The 21,303-nt window shown below is 60.8% G+C and carries 21 protein-coding genes; 10 read left to right on the top strand and 11 right to left on the bottom strand.

All coding sequences use genetic code 11. The features are described from left to right. Window positions 1-432: 432 nt before the first annotated feature. From ACIOUG_RS24085 to dksA, 5 genes are all read right to left on the bottom strand, one after another. A complete protein-coding gene (locus tag ACIOUG_RS24085) occupies window positions 433-1,869 on the bottom strand; it encodes a sigma-54-dependent transcriptional regulator (RefSeq protein ID WP_401069215.1) in 1,437 nt (478 codons plus the stop codon). Window positions 1,870-1,891: 22 nt separating this feature from the next. Next, entirely contained in the window at window positions 1,892-4,846 is a 2,955-nt protein-coding gene (locus tag ACIOUG_RS24080) for a sensor histidine kinase (protein WP_401069212.1), read from the bottom strand. Continuing rightward, a complete protein-coding gene (locus tag ACIOUG_RS24075) occupies window positions 4,830-5,006 on the bottom strand; it encodes a hypothetical protein (RefSeq protein WP_003176118.1) in 177 nt (58 codons plus the stop codon). Before ACIOUG_RS24075 ends, ACIOUG_RS24080 begins: the two co-directional genes overlap by 17 nt. Before the next feature lie 77 nt (window positions 5,007-5,083). Further along, window positions 5,084-5,980, bottom strand: a complete 897-nt coding sequence (gene gluQRS / locus ACIOUG_RS24070) for a tRNA glutamyl-Q(34) synthetase GluQRS (protein ID WP_401069210.1) — start codon at window positions 5,978-5,980, stop codon at window positions 5,084-5,086. Window positions 5,981-6,318: 338 nt separating this feature from the next. Beyond that, window positions 6,319-6,762, bottom strand: coding sequence for an RNA polymerase-binding protein DksA (dksA, locus tag ACIOUG_RS24065; RefSeq protein WP_003228250.1), 444 nt, complete (start codon window positions 6,760-6,762; stop codon window positions 6,319-6,321). 334 nt (window positions 6,763-7,096) lie between these two features. Between dksA and ACIOUG_RS24060 the strand changes: the two genes are divergently transcribed. Both ACIOUG_RS24060 and sfsA read left to right on the top strand, forming a co-directional pair. Next, complete coding sequence (locus tag ACIOUG_RS24060) at window positions 7,097-8,269, top strand: pyridoxal phosphate-dependent aminotransferase (protein WP_401069207.1); 1,173 nt, start codon at window positions 7,097-7,099, stop codon at window positions 8,267-8,269. Further along, entirely contained in the window at window positions 8,269-8,982 is a 714-nt protein-coding gene (sfsA, locus tag ACIOUG_RS24055) for a DNA/RNA nuclease SfsA (protein ID WP_401069204.1), read from the top strand. The genes ACIOUG_RS24060 and sfsA overlap by 1 nt, the downstream gene beginning before the upstream one ends. Here sfsA and ACIOUG_RS24050 read toward each other — a convergent pair. Beyond that, on the bottom strand, window positions 8,979-9,296 hold the full coding sequence (locus ACIOUG_RS24050) for a Rieske (2Fe-2S) protein (protein WP_401069201.1): 318 nt from the start codon (window positions 9,294-9,296) through the stop codon (window positions 8,979-8,981). The two genes, sfsA and ACIOUG_RS24050, sit on opposite strands and share 4 nt — an antisense overlap. A 161-nt stretch (window positions 9,297-9,457) precedes the next feature. Here ACIOUG_RS24050 and ACIOUG_RS24045 point away from each other — a divergent pair, with 161 nt between their 5' ends. From ACIOUG_RS24045 to ACIOUG_RS24030, 4 genes are read left to right on the top strand one after another with little or no spacing between them, the layout of a single operon-like run. Beyond that, window positions 9,458-10,330 (top strand): hemin ABC transporter substrate-binding protein, encoded by an 873-nt coding sequence (locus ACIOUG_RS24045; protein ID WP_401069198.1) that lies wholly within the window; start codon window positions 9,458-9,460, stop codon window positions 10,328-10,330. Between the two features lie 50 nt (window positions 10,331-10,380). Next, on the top strand, window positions 10,381-11,364 hold the full coding sequence (locus ACIOUG_RS24040; protein WP_177325717.1) for an iron ABC transporter permease: 984 nt from the start codon (window positions 10,381-10,383) through the stop codon (window positions 11,362-11,364). Next, a complete protein-coding gene (locus ACIOUG_RS24035) occupies window positions 11,364-12,131 on the top strand; it encodes a heme ABC transporter ATP-binding protein (protein ID WP_401069195.1) in 768 nt (255 codons plus the stop codon). Before ACIOUG_RS24040 ends, ACIOUG_RS24035 begins: the two co-directional genes overlap by 1 nt. A gap of 19 nt (window positions 12,132-12,150) precedes the next feature. Then, complete coding sequence (locus tag ACIOUG_RS24030; protein WP_401069192.1) at window positions 12,151-13,002, top strand: ChaN family lipoprotein; 852 nt, start codon at window positions 12,151-12,153, stop codon at window positions 13,000-13,002. 226 nt (window positions 13,003-13,228) lie between these two features. On the opposite strand, the gene ACIOUG_RS24025 is transcribed toward ACIOUG_RS24030, so the two are convergent. From ACIOUG_RS24025 to ACIOUG_RS24010, 4 genes are all read right to left on the bottom strand, one after another. Further along, window positions 13,229-14,029: a Crp/Fnr family transcriptional regulator gene (locus tag ACIOUG_RS24025; protein ID WP_401069189.1), complete on the bottom strand. Its 801-nt coding sequence runs from the start codon at window positions 14,027-14,029 to the stop codon at window positions 13,229-13,231. Window positions 14,030-14,045: 16 nt separating this feature from the next. After that, on the bottom strand, window positions 14,046-14,318 hold the full coding sequence (locus ACIOUG_RS24020; protein ID WP_003228231.1) for a TfoX/Sxy family protein: 273 nt from the start codon (window positions 14,316-14,318) through the stop codon (window positions 14,046-14,048). A 281-nt stretch (window positions 14,319-14,599) separates the two neighbouring features. Beyond that, window positions 14,600-14,944 (bottom strand): pentapeptide repeat-containing protein, encoded by a 345-nt coding sequence (locus ACIOUG_RS24015; RefSeq protein WP_007963914.1) that lies wholly within the window; start codon window positions 14,942-14,944, stop codon window positions 14,600-14,602. Between the two features lie 91 nt (window positions 14,945-15,035). Further along, a complete protein-coding gene (locus ACIOUG_RS24010; RefSeq protein WP_401069186.1) occupies window positions 15,036-16,592 on the bottom strand; it encodes an AAA family ATPase in 1,557 nt (518 codons plus the stop codon). Between the two features lie 116 nt (window positions 16,593-16,708). On the opposite strand from ACIOUG_RS24010, the gene mrcB reads away from it, so the two are divergent. The 3 genes from mrcB to ACIOUG_RS23995 are packed head-to-tail and all read left to right on the top strand — an operon-like array spanning window position 16,709 to window position 20,140. Then, window positions 16,709-19,033 (top strand): penicillin-binding protein 1B, encoded by a 2,325-nt coding sequence (gene mrcB, locus ACIOUG_RS24005; RefSeq protein ID WP_401069183.1) that lies wholly within the window; start codon window positions 16,709-16,711, stop codon window positions 19,031-19,033. A gap of 16 nt (window positions 19,034-19,049) precedes the next feature. Further along, complete coding sequence (locus tag ACIOUG_RS24000; RefSeq protein ID WP_401069180.1) at window positions 19,050-19,805, top strand: hypothetical protein; 756 nt, start codon at window positions 19,050-19,052, stop codon at window positions 19,803-19,805. Further along, complete coding sequence (locus ACIOUG_RS23995) at window positions 19,805-20,140, top strand: YqcC family protein (protein ID WP_401069177.1); 336 nt, start codon at window positions 19,805-19,807, stop codon at window positions 20,138-20,140. The genes ACIOUG_RS24000 and ACIOUG_RS23995 overlap by 1 nt, the downstream gene beginning before the upstream one ends. 103 nt (window positions 20,141-20,243) lie before the next feature. On the opposite strand, the gene ACIOUG_RS23990 is transcribed toward ACIOUG_RS23995, so the two are convergent. Beyond that, complete coding sequence (locus ACIOUG_RS23990; protein WP_401069174.1) at window positions 20,244-20,660, bottom strand: DUF4124 domain-containing protein; 417 nt, start codon at window positions 20,658-20,660, stop codon at window positions 20,244-20,246. Between the two features lie 399 nt (window positions 20,661-21,059). On the opposite strand from ACIOUG_RS23990, the gene ACIOUG_RS23985 reads away from it, so the two are divergent. Continuing rightward, window positions 21,060-21,303, top strand: a 244-nt coding sequence (locus ACIOUG_RS23985; RefSeq protein WP_401069217.1) for a thiamine pyrophosphate-binding protein, incomplete at its 3' end; no start/stop codon positions are given.

The following is a 21,303-nucleotide window of genomic DNA, read 5'->3' as shown; positions in this document are numbered from 1 at the left end:
AGAGCAAACGGATTGCTTTGGTCGCTGTGTTGCAGTGATCTTGAGATACAACCAGTACAGGCTCTGTCTTAGGACAGTTTTTGTTGTTCTCGGCCTGGTCGTGGGGCTAGCCCCAAATACAACGCCTCTCCAAAAGAATCAGTTAGCTGCGCCTCTCGCCGTCTTGTTTTTATTGTGCGTGAGTCGATTCGTCTTATTTTTATTGTCTTGTGCATTGCTTGTTATTGTTCTTGTACCAAACATATAGCAGGTGCCGTGCCAACTTTTGCGAAGCCCAATAAAACAAGGGGTTAGGTCGATATAACCGTTTTCTCGGGGCGAAAAAAAGCCGGGGTTTCGTTACCGATAACCCCGGCTTCTGTTACGTGAAAGGACTGAGGTAACAGTTTTTTCACATCCTCAAGCGTTACCCGCACACTCGACAGGTAACGTTCAGCTCTCGCTGGTGACCCCGGTCTTGCGCCGTGGAATGCCCAGGCGCTGGCGGCGTTCCCACAGGCACTTGCGGCTGACGCCCAGTTTGCGCGCCAGTTCGGTCTCGGTCATGTGGTCCTGATGCTCGAGAACGAAGTGCTGGAAATAGTCCTCCAGTGACAGGTCTTCAGTCGGCTCATGGCTGCTGTTGCTGGTGTTACCCGCGGTTTGCGCGGGCAGGCCGATGAATTCGTCGTCTTCCAGGTCGCTCAGCTCGATGTCGATGCCCAGCAGGTCGGCAGAGATCTCCGGGCTTTCGCTCAGGATCACCGCGCGCTCGACTGCGTTTTCCAGCTCACGCACGTTACCCGGCCAGGAATAATGCCGGATGGCCTGTTCGGCATCGGCGGCAAATTTCAGGTCGGTACGGTTGATGCGCGCACTTTGGCGGGCGAGGAATGCTGTGGCGATTTCGTTGACGTCGGCGCCACGTTCGCGCAGCGCCGGCAATTTCAGGGCGATCACGTGCAGGCGGTAATACAGGTCTTCACGGAACTGGCCGATTTTCGCCAGGCTCTTGAGGTCGCGGTGGGTCGCGGCGATCAAACGCACATCGACCTTTTGCGACTGCACCGAACCCACGCGGCGGATTTCGCCTTCCTGCAGCACGCGCAACAGACGGGCCTGGGCTTCCAGCGGCAGTTCGCCGATCTCGTCGAGGAACAGCGTGCCGCCGTCCGCCGCTTCCACCAGGCCGGCGCGACCGGCGCTGGCGCCAGTGAACGCGCCTTTTTCGTGGCCGAACAGTTCGGACTCGATCAGGCTTTCCGGAATGGCCGCGCAGTTCACCGAAATCATCGGTGCCTTGGCACGCTTGGACAGGTTGTGCAGGGCGCGGGCCACCAGTTCCTTACCGGTACCGGACTCGCCCTGAATCAATACATTGGAATCAGTCGGCGCGACTTTGCGGATCTTGCTGTACAGATCCTGCATCGGCGGGCACGAACCGATGATGCCGATTTCACCGTTGCTGTTATCCACGGCGGACTTGCCGCTGGCAGTGGCCGGTTTGCCGACAACCGCTTCGCTGGCGGCAGGCGACGACTGGTGATCACGCAGGATCCGCGCGACGGCCTGGAGCATTTCATCGTGATCGAAAGGCTTGGCGATGTAGTCCACCGCGCCCATCTTCATCGAGTCGACCGCCGAGCGCAGGCTGGCGTAGCTGGTCATGATCAGCACCGGTTTGCCCTGGCCAAGCTTGATCAGCTCGGTGCCGGGGGCGCCAGGCAGGCGCAGGTCGCTGACGATCAGATCGAATGTGGGAATACTGAAGCGTTCTTGTGCTTCCTGCACAGAACCGGCTTCGCTGACCTGATACTGGTTGCGTTCCAGCAGGCGGCGCAAGGCGGAGCGGATAATGGTTTCGTCTTCGACGATCAAAATGTGCGGCATTGATTCGATACTCTCGACGGTCTCAGTTCACAGCGGACGTCGCTTCGACATGACGCGGTAAGGTCACCCGGATACGGGTGCCGCGCTGGCTTTGTACATCAGCCGGGCTGTCGATGGTGATTTGTCCATAATGCTCTTCAACGATGGAATAGACCAGTGCAAGGCCCAGACCGGTACCTTCACCAGGGTCCTTGGTGGTGAAGAAAGGTTCGAACAATCGGTCCATGATGTTCTGCGGAATACCACTGCCTTCGTCTTCGACGATCAGATCGACCGTGTGTTCGCCGGCTTCACTCTTGACCCGCACCGCACTGCCCGCAGGCGAGGCATCACGGGCGTTGGAGAGCAGATTGATCAGCACCTGGGCGAGGCGCTGCGGATCGCCTTCGACCCAGTGATCGGGGTCGCACAGGTTGTAGAACTGCACTTCGAAGTTGCGCCGGTTCAGCGCCAGCAGGCCGATGGCGTCCTGCGCGACTTCGGCCAGGCACACCGGTTCGTCACTGTGTTGATGGCTGCCAGCGTGGGCGAAGCTCATCAGCGACTGCACGATGCGCGACACGCGCTTGGTCTGTTCGAGAATCTGCCCGCTGATTTCCGTCAGTTCGCCGTCTTCTTCACGCTCTTCGCGCAGGTTCTGCGCCAGACAGGCGATGCCGGTGATCGGGTTGCCGATTTCATGGGCCACACCCGCCGCCAGTCGGCCGATGCTCGCCAGTCGCTCGGAGTGCACCAGTTTGTCTTCGAGCATCTGCGTTTCGGTCAGGTCTTCCACCAGCAGCACCAGGCCACTGTTGCCCGGGGCCAACGGTTCGTCGATCGCCGCTTTGTGCAGGTTCAGCCAGCGGGTCTGGCCGTCGAGGGCCAGGTGCTGCTTGTGCAAGTGTTCGTCGGGCAGGTTGATGAAGCCTTGCAGCAATGGTTTCCACGGATCGGCGATGGTGCTCAGGCGCGAGCCGACCACCCGTTGCGCGGCAATGCCGGTGAGTTCTTCCATGGCTTTGTTCCACATCAGGATCTCTTGATCCTTGGCCAGCGAGCAGACGCCCATCGGCAGCTCCTGCAGGGTCTGGCGGTGGTAGCGGCGCAGGGCGTCGAGCTCGGCGGCCAGCCCGGTGAGGCGCGAGTGGTAATCCTCAAGACGGCTTTCGATGAAGTGGATGTCTTCGGTCACATAGTTTTCGCCGCCAGCCTTGTACGGCAGGAAGGTTTCGACCATGTCTTGCGCCACGCTCGGGCCCATCAGGCCGGAGAGGTTGGCTTCGATACGGTCGCGCAGGCGGCGCAAGGCATAAGGGCGGCGTTCGTCGAACGGCAGATAGAGATCGCGCAGGGCCTGCTCGACTTCTTTCTGCGCCGCTTTGGCGCCCAGCGGCTTGGCCAGTTGCGTGGCGAATTCCTGAGGCGAGGCGGCGTGCAGTTCGCGCCGTTGCGGGCGACGCACGTTATCCACCGCGCAGGCTTCGGCGGCGCTGGCTTCTTCCGGGCTGGCGTTGGTGAACAGTGAGATCAGGGTGAACATCAGCACGTTGGCCGCCAGCGAGGCGATGGCCGCCATGTGCCAACTGGTGTCGTCCAGCACGTAGATCATGTTCAGCAGCGGAATGTAGAAACCCTGCAGATTGCCGACCAGCGGCAGCAGCATGGTCACCACCCACACCAGAATCCCCGCCAGCAGGCCGGCGATAAAGCCGCGGCGGTTGGCGGTCGGCCAGTACAGCACTGAGAGCACGCCGGGCAGGAATTGCAGGGTCGCGACGAACGCGACGATGCCGAGGTTGGCCAGATCCTGTCCGGCGCCGAGCATCAGATAAAAGCCGAAACCGGCCATGATGATCGCCACGATCAGCGCCCGGCGGGTCCACTTCAGCCAGCGATAGATATTGCCTTCGGCCGGTGGCTGGTACAGCGGCAGCACCAGGTGGTTCAGCGCCATGCCCGACAGCGCCAGGGTGGTGACAATGATCAGGCCACTGGCGGCCGACAGTCCGCCGACGTACGCCAGCAAGGCCAGTGGTTTGCTGTTGGCGGCAATGCCGATGCCGAGGGTGAAGTATTCCGGATCGGTGGTGGCGCCGAGCTTCAGGCCGGCCCAGAGAATCAGCGGCACCGCCAGGCTCATCAGCAGCAGGAACAGCGGCAGGCCCCAACTGGCGCTGACCAGCGAGCGCGGGTTGAGGTTTTCGGTAAAGGTCATGTGATACATGTGCGGCATCACGATCGCCGAGGCGAAGAACACCAGCAACAGCGTGCGCCACGGCCCTTCCTGCAGCGGCGTGTGCAACGCGGCGAGGGCGGTCTGGTTTTGCAGCAGCCACAGCTCAAGCTGTTGCGGGCCGTCGAACACACCGTACAACGCATAGAGGCCGACGCCACCGAGGGCGATCAGTTTGATCACCGATTCGAAAGCGATCGCGAACACCAGCCCTTCGTGTTTCTCGCGGGTGGCGATATGCCGCGAGCCGAAGAAAATCGTGAACAGAATGATCAATGCGCAGAACGCCAGCGCGACGCGGCTCTGGATCGGCTCGCCGGTGAGAATGCCGATGGAATCGGCCACCGCCTGAATCTGTAACGCCAGCAGCGGCAGTACGCCGATCAGCATGAAGATCGTGGTCAGCGCGCCGGCCCAGGTGCTGCGAAAGCGGAAGGCGAACAGGTCCGCCAGCGACGACAGTTGATAGGTGCGGGTGATTTTCAGGATCGGATACAGCAGCACCGGTGCCAGCAGAAACGCGCCGGACACTCCGAGATAACTGGAGAGAAAGCCATAGCCGTACTGATAGGCCAGACCCACCGTGCCGTAAAACGCCCAGGCACTGGCATAGACCCCCAGCGACAGGGTGTAGGTCAGCGGGTGGCGAATGATCGCCCGCGGGATCATGCCCCGTTCACTGATCCAGGCAACGCCGAACAGCACCGCCAGGTACGCGGCACTGATCAGGATCATCTGGGTCAGGCTAAAGCTCATCGGCATCTTTTTGGCTCTGCAGGATGAAGGTCACGACAATCAGGATCAACCAGAGCAGATACGGCCGATACCAGGCGCCCGTGGCGTCGATCCACCAATCCATGATGGCTGGCGAAAACAGATAGATTCCCACGACCAGAAGCAGGACCAAGCGATAGATGTACATCCCGGCCTCTCTTTTTTATGCGCGTGCCCGAAAACGTGCGGCGATGGTAACGGATGGCGGCGCGACTGCAAGTACCGTCATTGCAGTTGCGCCTCGGGCAGGGTCAGTGTGCGCGGGATCTTCGATGCATCCCAGTGGGCTGCGCCCCAGTTGAGCAATTCCTGCGGTGAGGCGTATTCAAGCTCGGCCCCTGGGTTTTGCCCCAGCGCACGCAGGGCGCGCAGCAACAGCGGGGTGGCTTGGTCGGCCTCGAGCGGCGGCGAACGGTAGGATTTGCCGAGCTTGTTGCCGTCCGGCTGCGTAATCAGTGGCAGGTGCAGATAGCGTGGTTGGCGCAGGCCCAGCAGTTCTTGCAGATAGAGCTGACGCGGCGTGGAGTCGAGCAGATCGGCGCCGCGCACGATGTCGGTGATGCCTTGCCAGGCGTCATCCAGCACCACGGCCAGTTGATAGGCGTAGAGGCCGTCGCGGCGGCGAATCACGAAATCGCCGACGTCGCGCCCCAGATGCTGGCGGAACTCGCCCTGCACGCGGTCGATGAAGTGGTATTCCAGTTCCGGCACGCGCAGGCGGATCGCCGCATCTTGCTGCTCGTGGCCGGCATTGCGGCACAGCCCCGGATAAATGCCGTTGTAAGGCTCCAGCTGTTTGCGCGAACAAGTACAAGCGTAAGCCAGACCGTGGTTGAACAGGCTGTTGAGGACTTCGGCGTAGGCGTCGTGCCGATCGCTCTGGCGCACCATTTCGCCGTCCCACTCGAAACCGTAGCTTTCCAGCGCTTTGAGAATCGCTGCCTGCGCGCCGGGTTCTTCCCGGGGCGGATCGAGATCTTCCATGCGCACCAGCCAGCGCCCGCCGACCGCACGCGCGTCGAGGTAAGAGGCGAGGGCGGCGACCAGCGAGCCGAAGTGCAGGTGGCCACTGGGGGTCGGGGCGAAGCGGCCGATGTAGGCGGGGGCGGTTTTGGCAGTCATGGGGTAATACTACTTTTCAAGGTCTTGCATGCACCACCCCGTGGGAGCGGGCTTGCTCGCGAAAGCGTCGGCTCAGACACCTTTGATGTTGAATGACACACCGCCTTCGGGAGCAAGCCCCCTCCCACCAAGAGCGCAAACAAGGCAAAAGGCAGAAGCATTAACTTTGTGGGAGCGGGCTTGCTCGCGAAAGCGTCGGCTCAGACACCTTTGATGTTGAATGACATACCGTCTTCGGGAGCAAGCCCCCTCCCACAAAAGCAAGGCAAAAGGGCAGAGGCAAAAGGCAGAAACAAAAACGGAGCGTTCGCACGCTCCGTTTTTCGTTCAGGTCGAGATTACTTGCCGACCTGCTTTTCCTTGATTTCCGCCAGGGTCTTGCAGTCGATGCACAAGTCCGCGGTAGGACGGGCCTCGAGGCGCTTGACGCCGATCTCGATGCCGCAGGATTCGCACCAGCCGTACTCTTCGTCCTGGATCAGTTCGAGGGTCTTGTCGATCTTCTTGATCAACTTGCGCTCGCGGTCGCGGGCGCGCAGCTCGAGGGCGAACTCTTCTTCCTGGCTGGCACGGTCGGCCGGGTCAGGGAAGTTGGCCGCTTCGTCTTTCATGTGATCAACAGTACGGTCGACTTCCTGCATCAAGTCCTGTTTCCACTTGTTCAGGATCTTGGTGAAGTGCGCACGCATGGGGGCGCCCATGTACTCTTCGCCGGCCTTCGGAACGTAAGGTTCGAAGCCGCTGATCGTCGCTTGCTGCTGTTGCTTTGCTTGGGTGGGCATGAAATGGACCGCCTCTACTCTTGTAATCCATTGCGCAGGATTGCTCCATCACCGACACCTGCCGGCCCTGCGGCTGCAAGCGGGCGAACTTACCAGATCAATTCGGCCCGCGCTACTCCCGGATGTCGAGGCCCCGGCGGGTGGCGCTTGCAAATGTTTGGCAAGCCATGTCTGGTGGTGTTGAAAGCCTGTTCAATCACTGATTTTAGTCAATCCTGGAGCGTACGCTCATATCGTTACAGTCCAGCGTTCTTGAGGCTGTGACCGCGACGGGTTCTCGCTCGTTCCGGCAGATGGGTAGAATCGTTTCTTTTTCCCCGTCGAAGGAAGGCCAATGGCTCAGCCCTACAGTGCGCGCAGTCGTGCGATCGAACCGTTCCATGTGATGGCGCTGCTGGCGCGGGCCAACGAACTGCAGGCCGAAGGTCACGACGTGATCCACCTGGAAATCGGCGAGCCGGACTTCACCACGGCCGAGCCGATCATCCGGGCCGGGCAAGCCGCGCTGACGGCGGGCAAGACCCGCTACACCGCGGCGCGCGGTATTCCTGAACTGCGCGAGGCAATTTCCGGGTTCTATCAATCGCGGTACGGCCTGAACATCGATCCGCGGCGGATCCTGATCACGCCGGGAGGCTCCGGTGCGCTGTTGCTGGCCAGCGCCTTGCTGGTCGATCCGGGCAAGCACTGGCTGCTGGCGGATCCGGGTTACCCGTGCAACCGGCATTTCCTGCGTCTGGTCGAAGGCGCGGCGCAACTGGTTCCGGTCGGGCCGGAGGTGCGTTATCAACTGACTCCGGATCTGGTGGCGCGGCATTGGGATCACGACAGCGTCGGTGCGTTGGTGGCGTCGCCGGCCAACCCGACCGGCACCATTCTGACCCGCGATGAACTGGCCGGGTTATCCACAGCGATCAAGGCGCGCCACGGCCATCTGGTGGTGGACGAGATCTACCACGGCCTGACTTACGGCACCGATGCCGCCAGCGTGCTGGAAGTCGATGACAGCGCTTTTGTCCTCAATAGTTTCTCCAAATATTTCGGCATGACCGGTTGGCGGCTCGGCTGGCTGGTGGCGCCGGATGCTGCGGTCAGTGAGCTGGAAAAACTTGCGCAGAACCTCTACATCAGCGCCCCGAGCATGGCGCAGTACGCCGCTCTGGCCTGTTTCGAGCCGGACACCATCAGCATCCTCGAAGAGCGCCGCGCCGAATTTGGCCGCCGTCGCGACTTCCTCCTGCCGGCGTTGCGCGAGTTGGGTTTCAACATCGCCGTCGAGCCGGAAGGGGCGTTCTACTTGTACGCTGATATCAGCCGGTTCGGCGGTGATGCCTTCGCGTTCTGCCGTCATTTCCTCGAAACCGAGCACGTTGCCTTCACTCCAGGGTTGGATTTCGGCCGTTATCAGGCCAGCCACCATGTGCGTTTTGCTTACACGCAAAACCTCCCTCGCTTACAGGAAGCGGTGGAACGCATCGCCCGTGGCTTGAAGAGCTGGCAAGGCTGATGCGCTTTTATCCGGCTCTGGAAGAGGCGCGGTTGATTCGCCGCTACAAACGATTTCTGGCGGATGTGGAAACGGTCAATGGCGAATTGTTGACCCTGCACTGCCCGAACACCGGCTCGATGCTCAATTGCCAAGTCGAGGGCGGGCAGGTGTGGTTCAGTCGCTCAAACGACCCGAAACGCAAACTGCCCGGCACGTGGGAAATCGGTGAAACCCCGCAGGGGCGGCTGTTCTGCGTTAACACCGGCCGTGCCAACGCGTTGGTCGAAGAGGCGCTGCAAGCTGGCGTCATCAGCGAGTTGAACGGTTTCACGGCGCTTAAACGCGAAGTGCCGTACGGTCAGGAAAAAAGCCGCATCGACTTTCGACTCGAATACCCGAGCGGCCCGGCATATGTGGAAGTGAAGAGTGTCACCCTGGGTTTCGACGGGACGAACGTGGCGGCGTTTCCCGACGCGGTAACCCAGCGCGGCGCCAAACATCTGCGCGAATTGGCGCATCTGGCCCGTGACGGCATTCGTGCGGTGCAGTTGTATTGCGTCAATCTCAGTGGGATTGAAGCGGTGCGACCGGCCGAGGAAATCGACTCGGCCTACGCCGATGCCCTGCGTGAAGCGGTGGCCTGCGGGGTCGAGGTGCTGGCCTACGGCGTGCGTTTGAGCCACCAAGAGATGGTGATCGACCGGCGGCTGGACGTTTTGCTCAACGGTTAAACATCTATCCACAGCCCTTGGGCATCTTCGCGGCAGGGGATGGCGGTCAGGGATTGCCCGGCGCAGGGCCCGGCGACGCATTCGCCGTCCTCAATGAGAAACAGTGCGCCGTGGGTGGCGCACTGGATCAGGCTGTTGCTCGGGTCGAGAAACTGGTCGGGGTGCCATTCCAGGCCGACCCCGCGATGTGGGCAGCGATTGAAATAAACATAGGCCTGACCATTGCGGCGCACGGCAAACAGTTTGTTGCCGTCGATGTCGAAACCGCGGCTGCCGGCTTCAGCGAGATCCGCGCCGGCGCACAAAAACTTCATGGCTATCCTCAAGTGTCGGCTCGTTTCAGGAAATGTCCGAGCTTGACGTTTAAATGCAAACAATTATCAAATGGCCGCCTTCGCCCACTGTGTGCAACCGCCGCCAAGGATACTTGGCCAGCCGGTTCGCTGCCGGGAAAACTGTTCAAGGAAAGCTGCGTATGCGCCTGATTACCCGCGTTGCCGTGCTGTGTGTCGGACTGCTCGCCAGCCTCCAGACGACAGCCGCCGATTTGCCACAGCGTTGGGTCAGTGCCGGTGGTGCGCTGTCGGAGTGGGTGAGCGCGCTGGGTGGCGAGTCCAAACTGGTTGGCGTTGACACCACCAGCCAGCATCCGCAGTCGCTGAAGCAGCTGCCAAGCATCGGCTATCAACGCAGCCTCTCGGCAGAAGGCATTCTCAGCCTGCGCCCGGACATTCTCATCGGCACCGAGGAAATGGGCCCGCCACCGGTCATTGCTCAGGTGAAGAGCGCCAAGGTACAGGTCGAACTGTTCTCGGCGCAGCCGGATCTGCCGACCCTGGAAAAAAATGTTACGCATCTCGGGCAGTTGCTGGGCGCACAAGTGCAGGCGACTCGGTTGCTGGAAAGTTATCAACAGCAGCTCACTGCGCAGAAAGTCCGAGTCGCCGAGTTGCAGGCCAAACATAAGACGCCCGGTGTGCTGGTGCTGATCGGGCATGCCGGCGGCAAACCATTGATCGCCGGCAAGGACACTGCCGCCGATTGGCTGCTGCAACGGGCCGGCGGGCATAACCTCGCCACGCATAGCGGTTACAAGCCGTTCTCCGTGGAATCGCTGGCCGGGCTCGATCCTGAGGTGCTGGTGTTTGCTGATCGCGCGTTGTCCGGCGAAGCGGCAAAAGCGGCGCTGTTCAAGGAGAATCCGATTCTCAACTCAAGCCGAGCGGCCAAGTCCGGACGGGTGCTGGAGCTGGATCCGACGCTGCTGGTCGGTGGCCTCGGGCCACGTTTGCCGGTGGCGTTGAAGGGGTTATCTGACGGTTTCTATCCGACTCCGAGTGGCCAATGACCACGCTGGTCAAACCACGAAGCCTGTTCATCGGTCTGACGCTTCTGTGTTTGCTGGCCATCTGGCTGTCGTTGGCGTTGGGGCCGGTGAGCCTGCCACTGTTCGATACGTTGCGCGCTGCCTTACGCATGCTCGGTGTGCCGCTGGCGCCGGATGGTCTGGAACAGGCTGAGCTGATCCTCGGGCAGATTCGTCTGCCGCGTACCTTGCTCGGCCTGGCCGTCGGCGGTGTGCTGGCGCTGTCGGGTGTGGCGATGCAGGGATTGTTTCGCAACCCGTTGGCCGATCCCGGGCTGGTCGGGGTGTCCAGCGGTGCGGCACTCGGCGCAGCGATTGCGATTGTCGGCGGTTCGTTTTTTGGCGGTTTGCCGGAGTGGTTCGGGCCGTATCTGTTATCGGCGTGTGCGTTTCTCGGTGGGCTGGGCGTGACGGCGCTGGTCTATCGGCTCGGTCGGCGCAACGGCCAGACCAACGTCGCAACCATGCTGCTGGCCGGGATCGCGCTGACGGCGTTGGCAAGCTCGGCGGTGGGCCTGTTCACCTATCTGGCGGATGACGCGACCTTGCGCACGCTGACTTTCTGGAATCTGGGCAGCCTCAATGGCGCCAGTTACGCGCGATTGTGGCCGTTGCTGATCATCAGCACCGGCGTTGCGTTGTGGCTGCCGCGTCGTGCCAAAGCGCTGAATGCGTTGTTGCTCGGGGAGTCCGAAGCCGGGCATCTGGGGATTGATGTCGAACGGCTCAAGCGTGAACTGGTGTTTTGCACGGCTCTAGGCGTGGGTGCGGCGGTGGCAGCAGCGGGGATGATCGGTTTCGTCGGATTGGTGGTGCCGCATCTGGTGCGCTTATTGGCCGGGCCCGATCATCGGGTGTTGTTGCCAGCGTCAGTCCTGGCGGGGGCGAGCCTGTTGTTGCTGGCGGATCTGGTGGCGCGGTTGGCGCTGGCGCCGGCGGAATTGCCGATCGGCATTGTCACGGCATTTATCGGTGCGCCTTTCTTCCTTTATCTGCTGCTGCGAGGACGTGCCTGATGCTGCGTGCGCACAATCTGCACATCCGTCGCGGGCGCAAGACGGTGCTCAGCGACATCACCCTGCAACTTGAACCGGGTGAGGTGCTGGGTGTGCTCGGGCCGAACGGTGCCGGCAAAAGCACCTTGCTCGGTGCGTTGTGCGGTGAGCTGGCGGCCAGTGAAGGTGAGGTGTTGCTCGACGACAAGGCGCTGAATCACTGGACGGGTACGCAACGCGCCCAGCGTCTGGCGGTGTTGCCGCAGGTGTCGACGCTGGATTTTGCCTTTCGTGTGGAAGAAGTGGTCGGCATGGGCCGCTTGCCGTATCAGAGCGGGCGGGTGCGCGATGACGAGATCGTTGCGGCAGCGCTGGACGCTGCGGATGCCGGGCACTTGAGCGGGCGCAGTTATCTGGCGCTGTCGGGGGGCGAGCGCCAGCGTGTGCATCTGGCGCGGGTGCTGGCGCAACTGTGGCCGGGGCGGGCCGGGCAAACCCTGTTGCTGGATGAGCCGACCTCGATGCTCGATCCCTTGCATCAGCACACCACGCTGCAGGCGGTGCGCGAGTTTGCCGACCGTGGCGCAGCGGTGCTGGTCATCCTGCATGATCTGAATCTGGCGGCGCGCTATTGTGATCGGGTGTTGCTGCTTGAAGGCGGGCGCCCGGTAGCGCTGGATACGCCTCAGCAGGTATTGCGACCGGACTCGCTCAAAGCCGTGTTCGGTCTCGAAGTATTGGTGCAGCCGCACCCGGAGCGTGGGCATCCGCTGATCATCGCCCGCTGATGTCTATCGAGGTGATGGTATGCGCGGGATGTGGCTATTGGCGGTGCTGCTGCTTGCGGGGTGTCAGCATGTGGCTGCGCCGCCACCGGTCAGCGGCGAGATTCGCGATCTGCACAGCGGCCAGGTGTTGACGGCGCAGGAGTTGCTGACGCGTCTGGGCAAGCCGCACCAACTGATCATCGGCGAACAGCATGACAATGCCGATCACCACACCTTGCAGTTATGGCTGTTGCAGGCGCTTGGGGAACAGCGCCCTCAGGGCAGTCTGCTGCTGGAGATGCTTACGCCGAATCAACAGCCAAAAGTCGATCAGGTTCGCCATGCCGCAACGCCGCCCACCGATCTTGCCACCGCGTTGGCCTGGCAGGATGGCTGGGACTGGAATCTCTATGGACCGATCGTTCGGTTTGCACTCACGCAGCCCTATCCGCTGTTGGCGGCCAATCTGGATGACAGCGAAATCCGCACTTTTTATCGTCAACCGCCAGCCCTGAGCGGTGTTCGCAGCAATGCGGCAACGGTAAAAGCCACGCTGTTTGAGCAAATCAGCGATTCACATTGCGGCTTGCTGCCCAAATCGCAGATGCCGGCGATGCTCGCGGTTCAGCAGCAGCGTGATCGGCGCATGGCCGAACGCTTGCTGGCGGCGCCGAAGCCATCCTTGCTGCTGGCCGGTGCCTGGCATGCGCGCAAGGATGTGGGCGTGCCGTTGCATGTTCTGGATCTGGGCGAAGATCGGGCTCCAACGGTGCTGCTGCTGGCCGAGCAGGGCGCCGAGGTGACTGCAGCGATGGCCGATTACGTCTGGTTCACCCCGGCCACGCCCGCGCAGGATTACTGCGCGCAAATGCGTAAACAGTTTGGCCAATGACTTTTCCACAGGCAAAAAAAGACCCGGTAAAAACCGGGTCAAATAACCGTGATTAGCCTGATGAGGAGATAATCTGAGAGTCCGAACCAAGGGCTTTTCAGAATATCGACTGATCTCGCGACCAGTTGTGATAATCATAGCGATTCTCATTACCGAGTCAACCACTGTTTTTCCATTTTCTTGATTTAGCCGCTCCAATGGCCGGAATGTCCCGGAAACTGGGGGCTTAACGTGCAGCTTTGATCGCGCTCAGTTGCGTGATCTGCTGGTTGAGCTGGCCAATTCGCCGGGCCATGCTTTCAATGAGGCTGTGGGCAATCTTCGGATTGTTACGGGTCATGTTCAGAAACTGATCACCGGGGATCAGCATCACCGTGCTCGGCTCGCGAGCGATGACCGTAGCGTTACGTGGCTCACCGGTGAACACCGCCATGGCACCGAAGATCTCGTCCTTGGGCACTTCACCTACCTTCAGCCCGTCGACAAACGCTTCGGCATGTCCGTCGATGATCACGAAGACGTGATCGGCGGCATCGCCCTGCTTGATCAACACCTCACCGCCCTCGACCCGTTTAAAGCCATTGGTGCTGCGAAACTCCCGTGGTTTCAGCTCGGCCACCGCGTGAGCCAGCAGCGCCATCTGCCCCAGCAGATACTCAAGCCAGTGATCAGCCCGGCCCGGCTCGGCGTACAAATGCTGGAACAGTTCGGTTCGCCGATAGGGCAACAAGCGCAATGGCCCATCGCTGCGCAGGCGGAATTCGGCCCATGCCTGACCTTGCTGCAGACCGATCAGGTCGCCTTCCTGCCAGTAAAACAACGCACGGCCACCGATGTAACCGTTGATCACGCCCTCTGTCAGCAGAAACAGCTGATCATGTGGGAGCTGCGCCATCAGGTCGTCAGATATTTCTGGCTCAAAGGCTGGCCCGCACGGCGCAAGCCCTTCCAGCCAGCGTGCGGGCAAGCTCTGCAAACGATTGATCAGTGCATCGACAGGTGCCGATTGTTCCCCGAGCAGATACATGGCCGTCAGCGCCCGTTCAATTCTTGTGTCGCGAAGAGATGGCTTCGAGTTGCTTGTTCAAGGCGTCTTTGCGCTCGGCCGGAATGTCGTTCCAGTGCACATCCATCAGTGCTCCTTCGATCGCATACAACAACACCTTCGATGCGCGAAACCCACGGGTACGCACGGCCCGATAGGCGTCCACCGCCCCCAGGCGACGCAAGTCCGAGGCGCTGTGGATGCCCACGGCATGCAGCCACTGCGCCGACGTCTTGCCAAGATTCTTCAGGTGTTGCAGTTCATCATTCATCAAGCCTCCTTGCGACGGCCGAATGGTGCGTGGGCGATCTTCTCAGGAGTGTAGCCATCAGTAGGAAAAGCGTGGTTGTTTGGTCGGATTCGACGCAAACGCTTCTAAGAAAGGGCCTGCGAACACAGAAAGGAGGGAAGAAACGCGGAAATAAATGTGGGAGCGGGCTCGCTCGCGAAGGCGCCCTGTTAGCCACTAGATGTAACGACTGACACTCCGCCTTCGCGAGCAAGCCCGCTCCCACACGGGGAGTGCGTCGGGTCAGAGAAAGATAAAAAGTATCAGCGAGTGCGATAACGCAGGCGAGTACCAAAATTCATCGACATCAGGATCTCATCGGCACTCAATTCCGGCGGAAAGTACGCTCCGGAAATCTGTGCATGAGCCAGGCTCGCACCTTCGAGTGATGAATTGCGGAAGTCGATGCCACGCAAATCGGCAGAGCGGAAGTACGCGTCCCGGAAATCCACGCCATCGGCGTTCAGTTCACGTAGATCGAGGCCACGGAAATCGCCACCAACCATGTCGATCGGGCCGTCGTTTGGGCGTTCCTTGTTGAAGCCTGCGATGTCGTCTTTGTGCAGCAGGGCGTAAAGCGGGGTGTCGAGAAGTTTCGGCTGGCTCATGTCACATCACCTGTTGGTTTTATGACGCCAGTATAGTGCCACTATTTGACGGCCGTGAAGCAAGCGAGGGCTTCACGGCCGAAATAGTTTCTTACAGGCCTGGCAGGCGCTGGCGGATCTGCGCCACTACGGTGTCGAGGGTCCCGCTTTCATTGGTCTGCACACGTTTGCTGCGCAGAATTTCTTCTGGCGTCAGCGCCTCGCGGCTGGCCTGTTGGGCCTCGATCACTGCCAGCGTGGCGTCGGAAGGATCCTTCTTGTCGGCCTGACGAATCGCCAGCCAGCTCTCGATCACGGCTTGCGGTGCGTTGCAGTCGAGAATCAGGAACGGCGTGCCGGTGGCTTCGGCCACTTTAGCGGCGTTGTCGCGTTGCTCGCGCTTGAGGTAGGTCGCATCGATCACCACCGGGAACCCGGCGTGCAGGATCACTCCGGCAATCTCATGCAGGCGGGCATAAGTGGCGGCGCTGGCATCGGCGCTGTAAATCCCGGCCTGCACGTCGTTGGCTACGGTCTGCTCGCCGAACAAGCGCTTGCGCTCAACATCGGAACGCAGGCGAATCGCGCCCAGCGCTTCGACCAGACGCATTGCCACGTGGCTCTTGCCGACAGCCGATACGCCGTGAGTGATGGCCATGAAGCGCGAAGGAATGGTGCTGTAGCTTTCCGCCAGGTTGGCGTAGTTGCGGTATTGGCGCAGGGTGGTGGCGCGCTGCACCGGAGTGGCGTCTGCCGGCATGCTGAACAGCGCGACTTTGGCGCGAACCAGCGCGCGGTAGGCTTTATAGAAGTTCAGCACTTCCAGGCCTTGGTAGTCGCCGGTCAGCTCCAGGTACTGGCTGATGAAGCGGCGGGCCAGGGATTTCAGGCCACGGTCTTCCAGGTCCATCGCCAGGAAACCGGTGTCGGCCCAGACGTCGGTGAAGCGGAACGGTTCGTTGAACTCGATGCAGTCGAAGATCACCACCTTGCCATTGATGACGGTGGCATTGCCCAAGTGGATGTCGCCATGGCATTCACGAGTGAAGCCTTCGGTCTTGCGCTGTCTGAACAGCGACTTGAGACGGTCGAAGCTGCTTTCGGCCCAGGCTTTCAGCGCCTCGAGTTGTAGCAAATCGTTCTTGTCGCTGAGGAACGGCAGGATCTGTTCGAAGTTCTGGCGCACCGGGGCCATTACGCTGTCCGGCGTACCGGCGTCGTGTTCGGCCGGGACTTTTGGCGCACTGAGGTGGAATCTGGCGATCTGTTCGGCCATTTCGTCGATGTGTTGGGTGGTCAACTCACCGTTGGCTTGCAGGGTGCTGAGCAGCCCGGTCTGCGGGAATTGACGCATCTTCAGCAGGTATTCGATCACCGGGCCGTCGCCGCCCAGTTGTGGTGCCTCGGCGCTGCCGGTCACTGGCAACACGTCCAGATACAAATCTTCGGTCAGGCGCTGGTTAAGTCGCAGTTCTTCAGCGCAGAAGTGCTCACGCGCTTCGAGGCTGGTGAAGTCGAGGAAGCCGAAATTCACCGGCTTCTTCACTTTATAAGCAAACGGGCCGGTGAGGATCACCCACGAGATATGGGTTTCGATGACCTGGAACCCTTCGACGGGGTGCGGGTAGAGGGCCGGGTTTTGCAGGGCAGCGATCAGTGACTGGCTCACGGGCGATCCTTCAGAGACTGGGAAATTCGAGGCCGCCATTATGGCCGCTCGCCAGCCCGACGCAAACCTCGGTGAGCGCCTGTTGAGTATGAATAAAGTGCGTATAATCCGCCGCCATGACTCGAACTCGATCCCCCCGTACCAAGAAAAAACCACCTTCCCAGGGCCTGCGCCCGTGGCTGGGTTGGGCCATTAAACTCAGTCTGGTCGGCCTTGTGGTGCTGGCCGGCTTCGCCGTTTACCTCGATGCCGTGGTGCAGGAGAAGTTCTCCGGCAAGCGCTGGACCATCCCGGCCAAGGTATACGCGCGTCCGCTCGAGCTGTTCGTCGGACAAAAGCTCAGCAAGGACGACTTCCTCACCGAACTCGATGCTTTGGGCTATCGCCGCGAAGCCGTGAGCAATGGTCCCGGCGCCGCCGCCGTCAACGGCAATACCGTTGATCTGAATACTCGTGGCTTCCAGTTCTATGAAGGCCTGGAAAAAGCCCAGCCGGTGCGCGTGCGCTTCTCCGGCGACTATGTAGCCGAGCTCTCGGGACTCAACGGTGGGAAATTGTCCGTGGTGCGGCTGGAGCCGCTGTTGATCGGCGGTATTTACCCGAAAAACCTTGAAGACCGCATCCTGATCAAGCTCGATCAGGTGCCGCCGTATCTGCTCGACACCCTGGTAGCGGTTGAAGACCGCGACTATTACAGCCACTGGGGCGTGTCGCCGAAGTCGATTGCCCGGGCGATCTGGGTCAACACCTCTGGCGGCAAGATGACCCAGGGCGGCAGTACGCTGACCCAGCAGTTGGTGAAGAACTTCTACCTCACCAACGAGCGCAGCCTGAGCCGCAAGCTCACCGAAGCGATGATGGCGATGCTGCTGGAGCTGCACTACGACAAGAAGGAAATTCTTGAGGCCTACCTCAATGAAGTCTTCGTCGGGCAGGACGGCCAGCGTGCGGTGCACGGCTTTGGTCTGGCCAGCCAGTTCTTCTTCGGCCAGCCACTGTCCGAGCTGAAACTGCATCAGGTCGCTTTGCTGGTCGGCATGGTCAAAGGGCCGTCCTACTACAACCCGCGGCGCAACCCGGAACGTGCGCTGGAACGCCGTAACCTGGTGCTCGACGTGCTCGAGCAGCAGGGCGTGGCTTCCGCCGAACAAGTTGCTGCGGCGAAAAAAATGCCACTGGGTGTCACCACTCGCGGCAAGCTCGCCGACAGCTCGTTCCCGGGCTTTATCGATCTGGTCAAACGCCAGTTGCGTGAAGACTACCGTGACGAAGACTTGACCGAAGAAGGCCTGCGGATCTTCACCAGTTTCGACCCGATTCTGCAGATGAAGGCCGAGGCGTCGGTCAATGACACCTTTAAACGGCTGGCCGGACGCAAGGGCTCCGACGATGTGGAAGCGGCGATGGTCGTGACCAACCCGGAGACCGGCGAAGTCCAGGCCATGATCGGCAGTCGCCAGGCCAGTTTTGCCGGTTTCAACCGGGCGCTGGATGCGGTGCGGCCGGTGGGCTCGCTGATCAAGCCGGCGGTGTATCTGACGGCGCTGGAGAAACCGAGCCAGTACACGCTGACCAGTTGGCTGTCGGATGAACCGCTGGCGGTCAAAGGTGCGGACGGTCAGGTGTGGAAACCTCAGAACTATGATCGTCGTTCCCACGGCACCGTGTTCCTCTACCAGGGGCTGGCGCATTCCTACAACCTGTCGACCTCGCGTCTGGGTCTGGAAGTAGGCGTGCCGAACGTGCTCAAGACCCTCGGCCGTCTGGGTGTTACGCGTGAATTCCCGGCATTCCCGTCGATGTTGCTTGGTGCCGGTGGCATGACCCCGATCGAAGTGGCGACCATGTACCAGACCCTGGCCAACGGCGGTTTCAATACGCCGATGCGCGGGATCCGCAGCGTACTGACCGCCGATGGCGAGCCGCTCAAGCGTTATCCGTTCCAGATTCAGCAGCGTTTCGATCCGGCTTCGATTTACCTGATCCAGAACGCCATGCAGCGCGTGATGCGTGAAGGTACCGGCAGCTCGGTTTACAACGTGCTGCCCAAGACCCTGACACTGGCCGGCAAGACCGGTACCAGTAACGATTCGCGTGACAGCTGGTTCGCCGGTTTCAGTCAGGATCTGCTGGCGGTGGTCTGGCTCGGTCGCGATGACAACGGCAAGACCCCGTTTACCGGTGCGACCGGTGCGTTGCAGGTCTGGACCAGTTTCATGCGCAAGGCCGATCCGCTGCCGCTGGACATGCCGCAGCCGGACAACATCGTGCAGGCGTGGGTCGATTCGCGTACCGGGCAAGGCTCTGATGCCAACTGTCCGGGGGCGGTGCAGATGCCGTATATTCGCGGCAGCGAACCGCCACCCGGCGCCGCGTGTGCAAGCGAAACGCCTGCTTCGCCGGAGTCGGTGATGGATTGGGTCAAGGGCTGGATGAATTAAGCAAAGAGGGTTTCAAGTGAACAAGTGGTTGATTCCAGCGGTGACCGCCGTGGCTTTGCTCAGCGGCTGCTCTACCGTACAGCGTGGTTCGATCCCGGTGGTGGATTCCGGCACGACCGTGTCCAACAGTGAACGACTTTCGGCCAATGGCGGTTTCCGCAAGACGACGGTCAAGCGTCCAGTCCAGGGTCAGGCGCAATCTCAGGCCATTCCGCAAGGCGATACCGGCGTAGTGGTGATGGTGCCGGGCGGTGGCGCGACCACCTCGGCACCGATCAGCACCTCGCCGATCGTTCCGGGCCCGGCATCCGGCGGTATCACCGCAGGGCCGTATAATCCGTCGCCGGTCGAGTCGGCGCCGATCAACTCCGGCAGCTACAGCATGCCTTCGACGCCAAGCGGCATTCCTTCGGCCAGCAGTGGCGGTGGTCTGTCGGCGGACGAGCAACTGGATGGCCCGGTGCTCGCCTTGTTGACCACCGCGCAACAGCAGCAGGCCGGTGGCGACCTCAACGGTGCGTCTTCAAGTCTGGAGCGCGCCCAACGCGTTGCCCCGCGTGAGCCGCAAGTGCTTTATCGCCTGGCGCAAGTACGCATGGCTCAAGGCGATGCGCCTCAGGCCGAGCAGTTCGCCCGTCGTGCGCTGACCATGGCCAACGGTCGTCCGGACTTGCAGGCCAATCTGTGGGAAATCATCGCTCAGTCCCGTGAGAAACAAGGCGATTCCGCCGGCGCCGCTCAGGCCCGTCAGAAGGCCAAGGTCTCGCTGTGATGGATAGCCGTTTCCCGAAAATCGCCGATCAGCTGTTGCTGATCGAGCGTGAACTGCGTGCGCAAGGTTGGTGGGATGAGGTTCAGCCATCGGTCGAGGCCCTGAGCAGTGTCGAACCGTTTTCGGTCGACACGCTGGATTTCGAGCAATGGCTGCAATGGATCTTCCTGCCACGGATGAAGATGATCCTCGAGCAGGATCTGCCGTTGCCCAATGCCTCGGGCATTCAGGAAATGGCCGAAATGGTTTTTGCCCAGCGCAATCTGCAGGGCAAGGATCGACAGCTGCAGGTGCTGCTCAAAGAGTTTGACCTGCTGATCACCGCTTCCCGCTGACCTTTGTAGGAGCTGCCGCAGGCTGCGATCTTTTGATCTTGCTTTAAAAAGATCAAAAGATCGTCCGATCACGGTCCGAGCCTGCGGCAGCTCCTACAGGTGCTTATTCGCAGTTCTGCGCAATCTGCTTCTGGGCTTCGACAATGCGCTCCTGACGCTGCGCATCATCCAGCCGCCGTAATTGTCCCTCCACTTCCTCCCTCAACCGCGGATTGTTCTGCAACTGCGCCAGGTTCGTCCGTGCCTGCTCGCAAAACGCCTTGAGCTGCGCCTGCTGCTCGGTTACCTGCTTTTTCACCTTGTCGTCGATGGCTTTCTGGTCGCCCAGCGTACCGCTGCCAGGCATGGCAGCAGGCTTCGGCGGGGGCGAGGAGGGCGTCTGCACGGTCGTCGCCGGCAAACCTTGCGGCGGCTGCGCATCGAAGTGAGTGACGCCTTGGGCATCGACCCATTTGTAGATCTGACCGGCCATGCACCATGGGCTGAGGCCGATCAGCAGAGTTAACAGAAGCGTTCGCATGCTGATTCCTTGGTAAAAATGCGCAATTGACGCTAACAGAGTAGCTGTTTTCAGGTTTTTTCTTGCGTTCTCATGTGCTTACCCACAATTAAGCACATTGACGGCTTGACTTGGAGAGGGCGAAACAGAAGAATCCAAAGTCCGCTGTAGAGGGACTGCCAGAAGCAGACCCACTCGGTAGATCATGAGGCGCATATCCGCGTCGACCTGTTACACCCGCAACCCGTTACCTCGCGCTGGGTGGGAAAGGCCCGCAACACTTGGGACGATCCCAATACTTGCTCAGTCAGTGCTGACGTAGTCGGCGACCACCGTCGCTCATGCTCTGCCGAGAAGTAAACCTATTAAGACCCGCCCCTTTTGTGTGGACGGTATTCTGGCGTTTTAGAGGTGAACAACGTGGAGCTTTTATCTGGCGGTGAGATGCTTGTCCGCTTCTTGCGTGACGAAGGCGTCAAATATATCTACGGGTACCCGGGTGGTGCTCTCCTGCATGTTTACGATGCCCTGTTCAAAGAACCGGAAGTGACCCACATCCTGGTTCGTCACGAGCAAGCGGCTACCCATATGGCTGACGGCTACGCCCGTGCCACCGGTAAAGCCGGCGTGGTATTGGTGACTTCCGGTCCAGGCGCCACAAACG

It is taken from the genome of Pseudomonas sp. NPDC087803, from assembly GCF_044742995.1.
Taxonomy (GTDB): Bacteria; Pseudomonadota; Gammaproteobacteria; order Pseudomonadales; family Pseudomonadaceae; genus Aquipseudomonas.
Note: the sequence above shows the minus strand (reverse complement) of the source record. Positions and strands in the feature narration are given on the sequence as shown.

Bases quoted from the DNA above. Each gene is read 5' to 3' on its own strand.
- ACIOUG_RS24085 (WP_401069215.1), bottom strand. From the start codon at position 1,869: ATGCCGCACATTTTGATCGTCGAAGACGAAACCATTATCCGCTCCGCC.
- ACIOUG_RS24080 (WP_401069212.1), bottom strand. From the start codon at position 4,846: ATGCCGATGAGCTTTAGCCTGACCCAGATGATCCTGATCAGTGCCGCG.
- ACIOUG_RS24075 (WP_003176118.1), bottom strand. From the start codon at position 5,006: ATGTACATCTATCGCTTGGTCCTGCTTCTGGTCGTGGGAATCTATCTG.
- gluQRS (WP_401069210.1), bottom strand. From the start codon at position 5,980: ATGACTGCCAAAACCGCCCCCGCCTACATCGGCCGCTTCGCCCCGACC.
- dksA (WP_003228250.1), bottom strand. From the start codon at position 6,762: ATGCCCACCCAAGCAAAGCAACAGCAGCAAGCGACGATCAGCGGCTTC.
- ACIOUG_RS24060 (WP_401069207.1), top strand. From the start codon at position 7,097: ATGGCTCAGCCCTACAGTGCGCGCAGTCGTGCGATCGAACCGTTCCAT.
- sfsA (WP_401069204.1), top strand. From the start codon at position 8,269: ATGCGCTTTTATCCGGCTCTGGAAGAGGCGCGGTTGATTCGCCGCTAC.
- ACIOUG_RS24050 (WP_401069201.1), bottom strand. From the start codon at position 9,296: ATGAAGTTTTTGTGCGCCGGCGCGGATCTCGCTGAAGCCGGCAGCCGC.
- ACIOUG_RS24045 (WP_401069198.1), top strand. From the start codon at position 9,458: ATGCGCCTGATTACCCGCGTTGCCGTGCTGTGTGTCGGACTGCTCGCC.
- ACIOUG_RS24035 (WP_401069195.1), top strand. From the start codon at position 11,364: ATGCTGCGTGCGCACAATCTGCACATCCGTCGCGGGCGCAAGACGGTG.
- ACIOUG_RS24030 (WP_401069192.1), top strand. From the start codon at position 12,151: ATGCGCGGGATGTGGCTATTGGCGGTGCTGCTGCTTGCGGGGTGTCAG.
- ACIOUG_RS24025 (WP_401069189.1), bottom strand. From the start codon at position 14,029: ATGTATCTGCTCGGGGAACAATCGGCACCTGTCGATGCACTGATCAAT.
- ACIOUG_RS24020 (WP_003228231.1), bottom strand. From the start codon at position 14,318: ATGAATGATGAACTGCAACACCTGAAGAATCTTGGCAAGACGTCGGCG.
- ACIOUG_RS24015 (WP_007963914.1), bottom strand. From the start codon at position 14,944: ATGAGCCAGCCGAAACTTCTCGACACCCCGCTTTACGCCCTGCTGCAC.
- mrcB (WP_401069183.1), top strand. From the start codon at position 16,709: ATGACTCGAACTCGATCCCCCCGTACCAAGAAAAAACCACCTTCCCAG.
- ACIOUG_RS23995 (WP_401069177.1), top strand. From the start codon at position 19,805: ATGGATAGCCGTTTCCCGAAAATCGCCGATCAGCTGTTGCTGATCGAG.
- ACIOUG_RS23990 (WP_401069174.1), bottom strand. From the start codon at position 20,660: ATGCGAACGCTTCTGTTAACTCTGCTGATCGGCCTCAGCCCATGGTGC.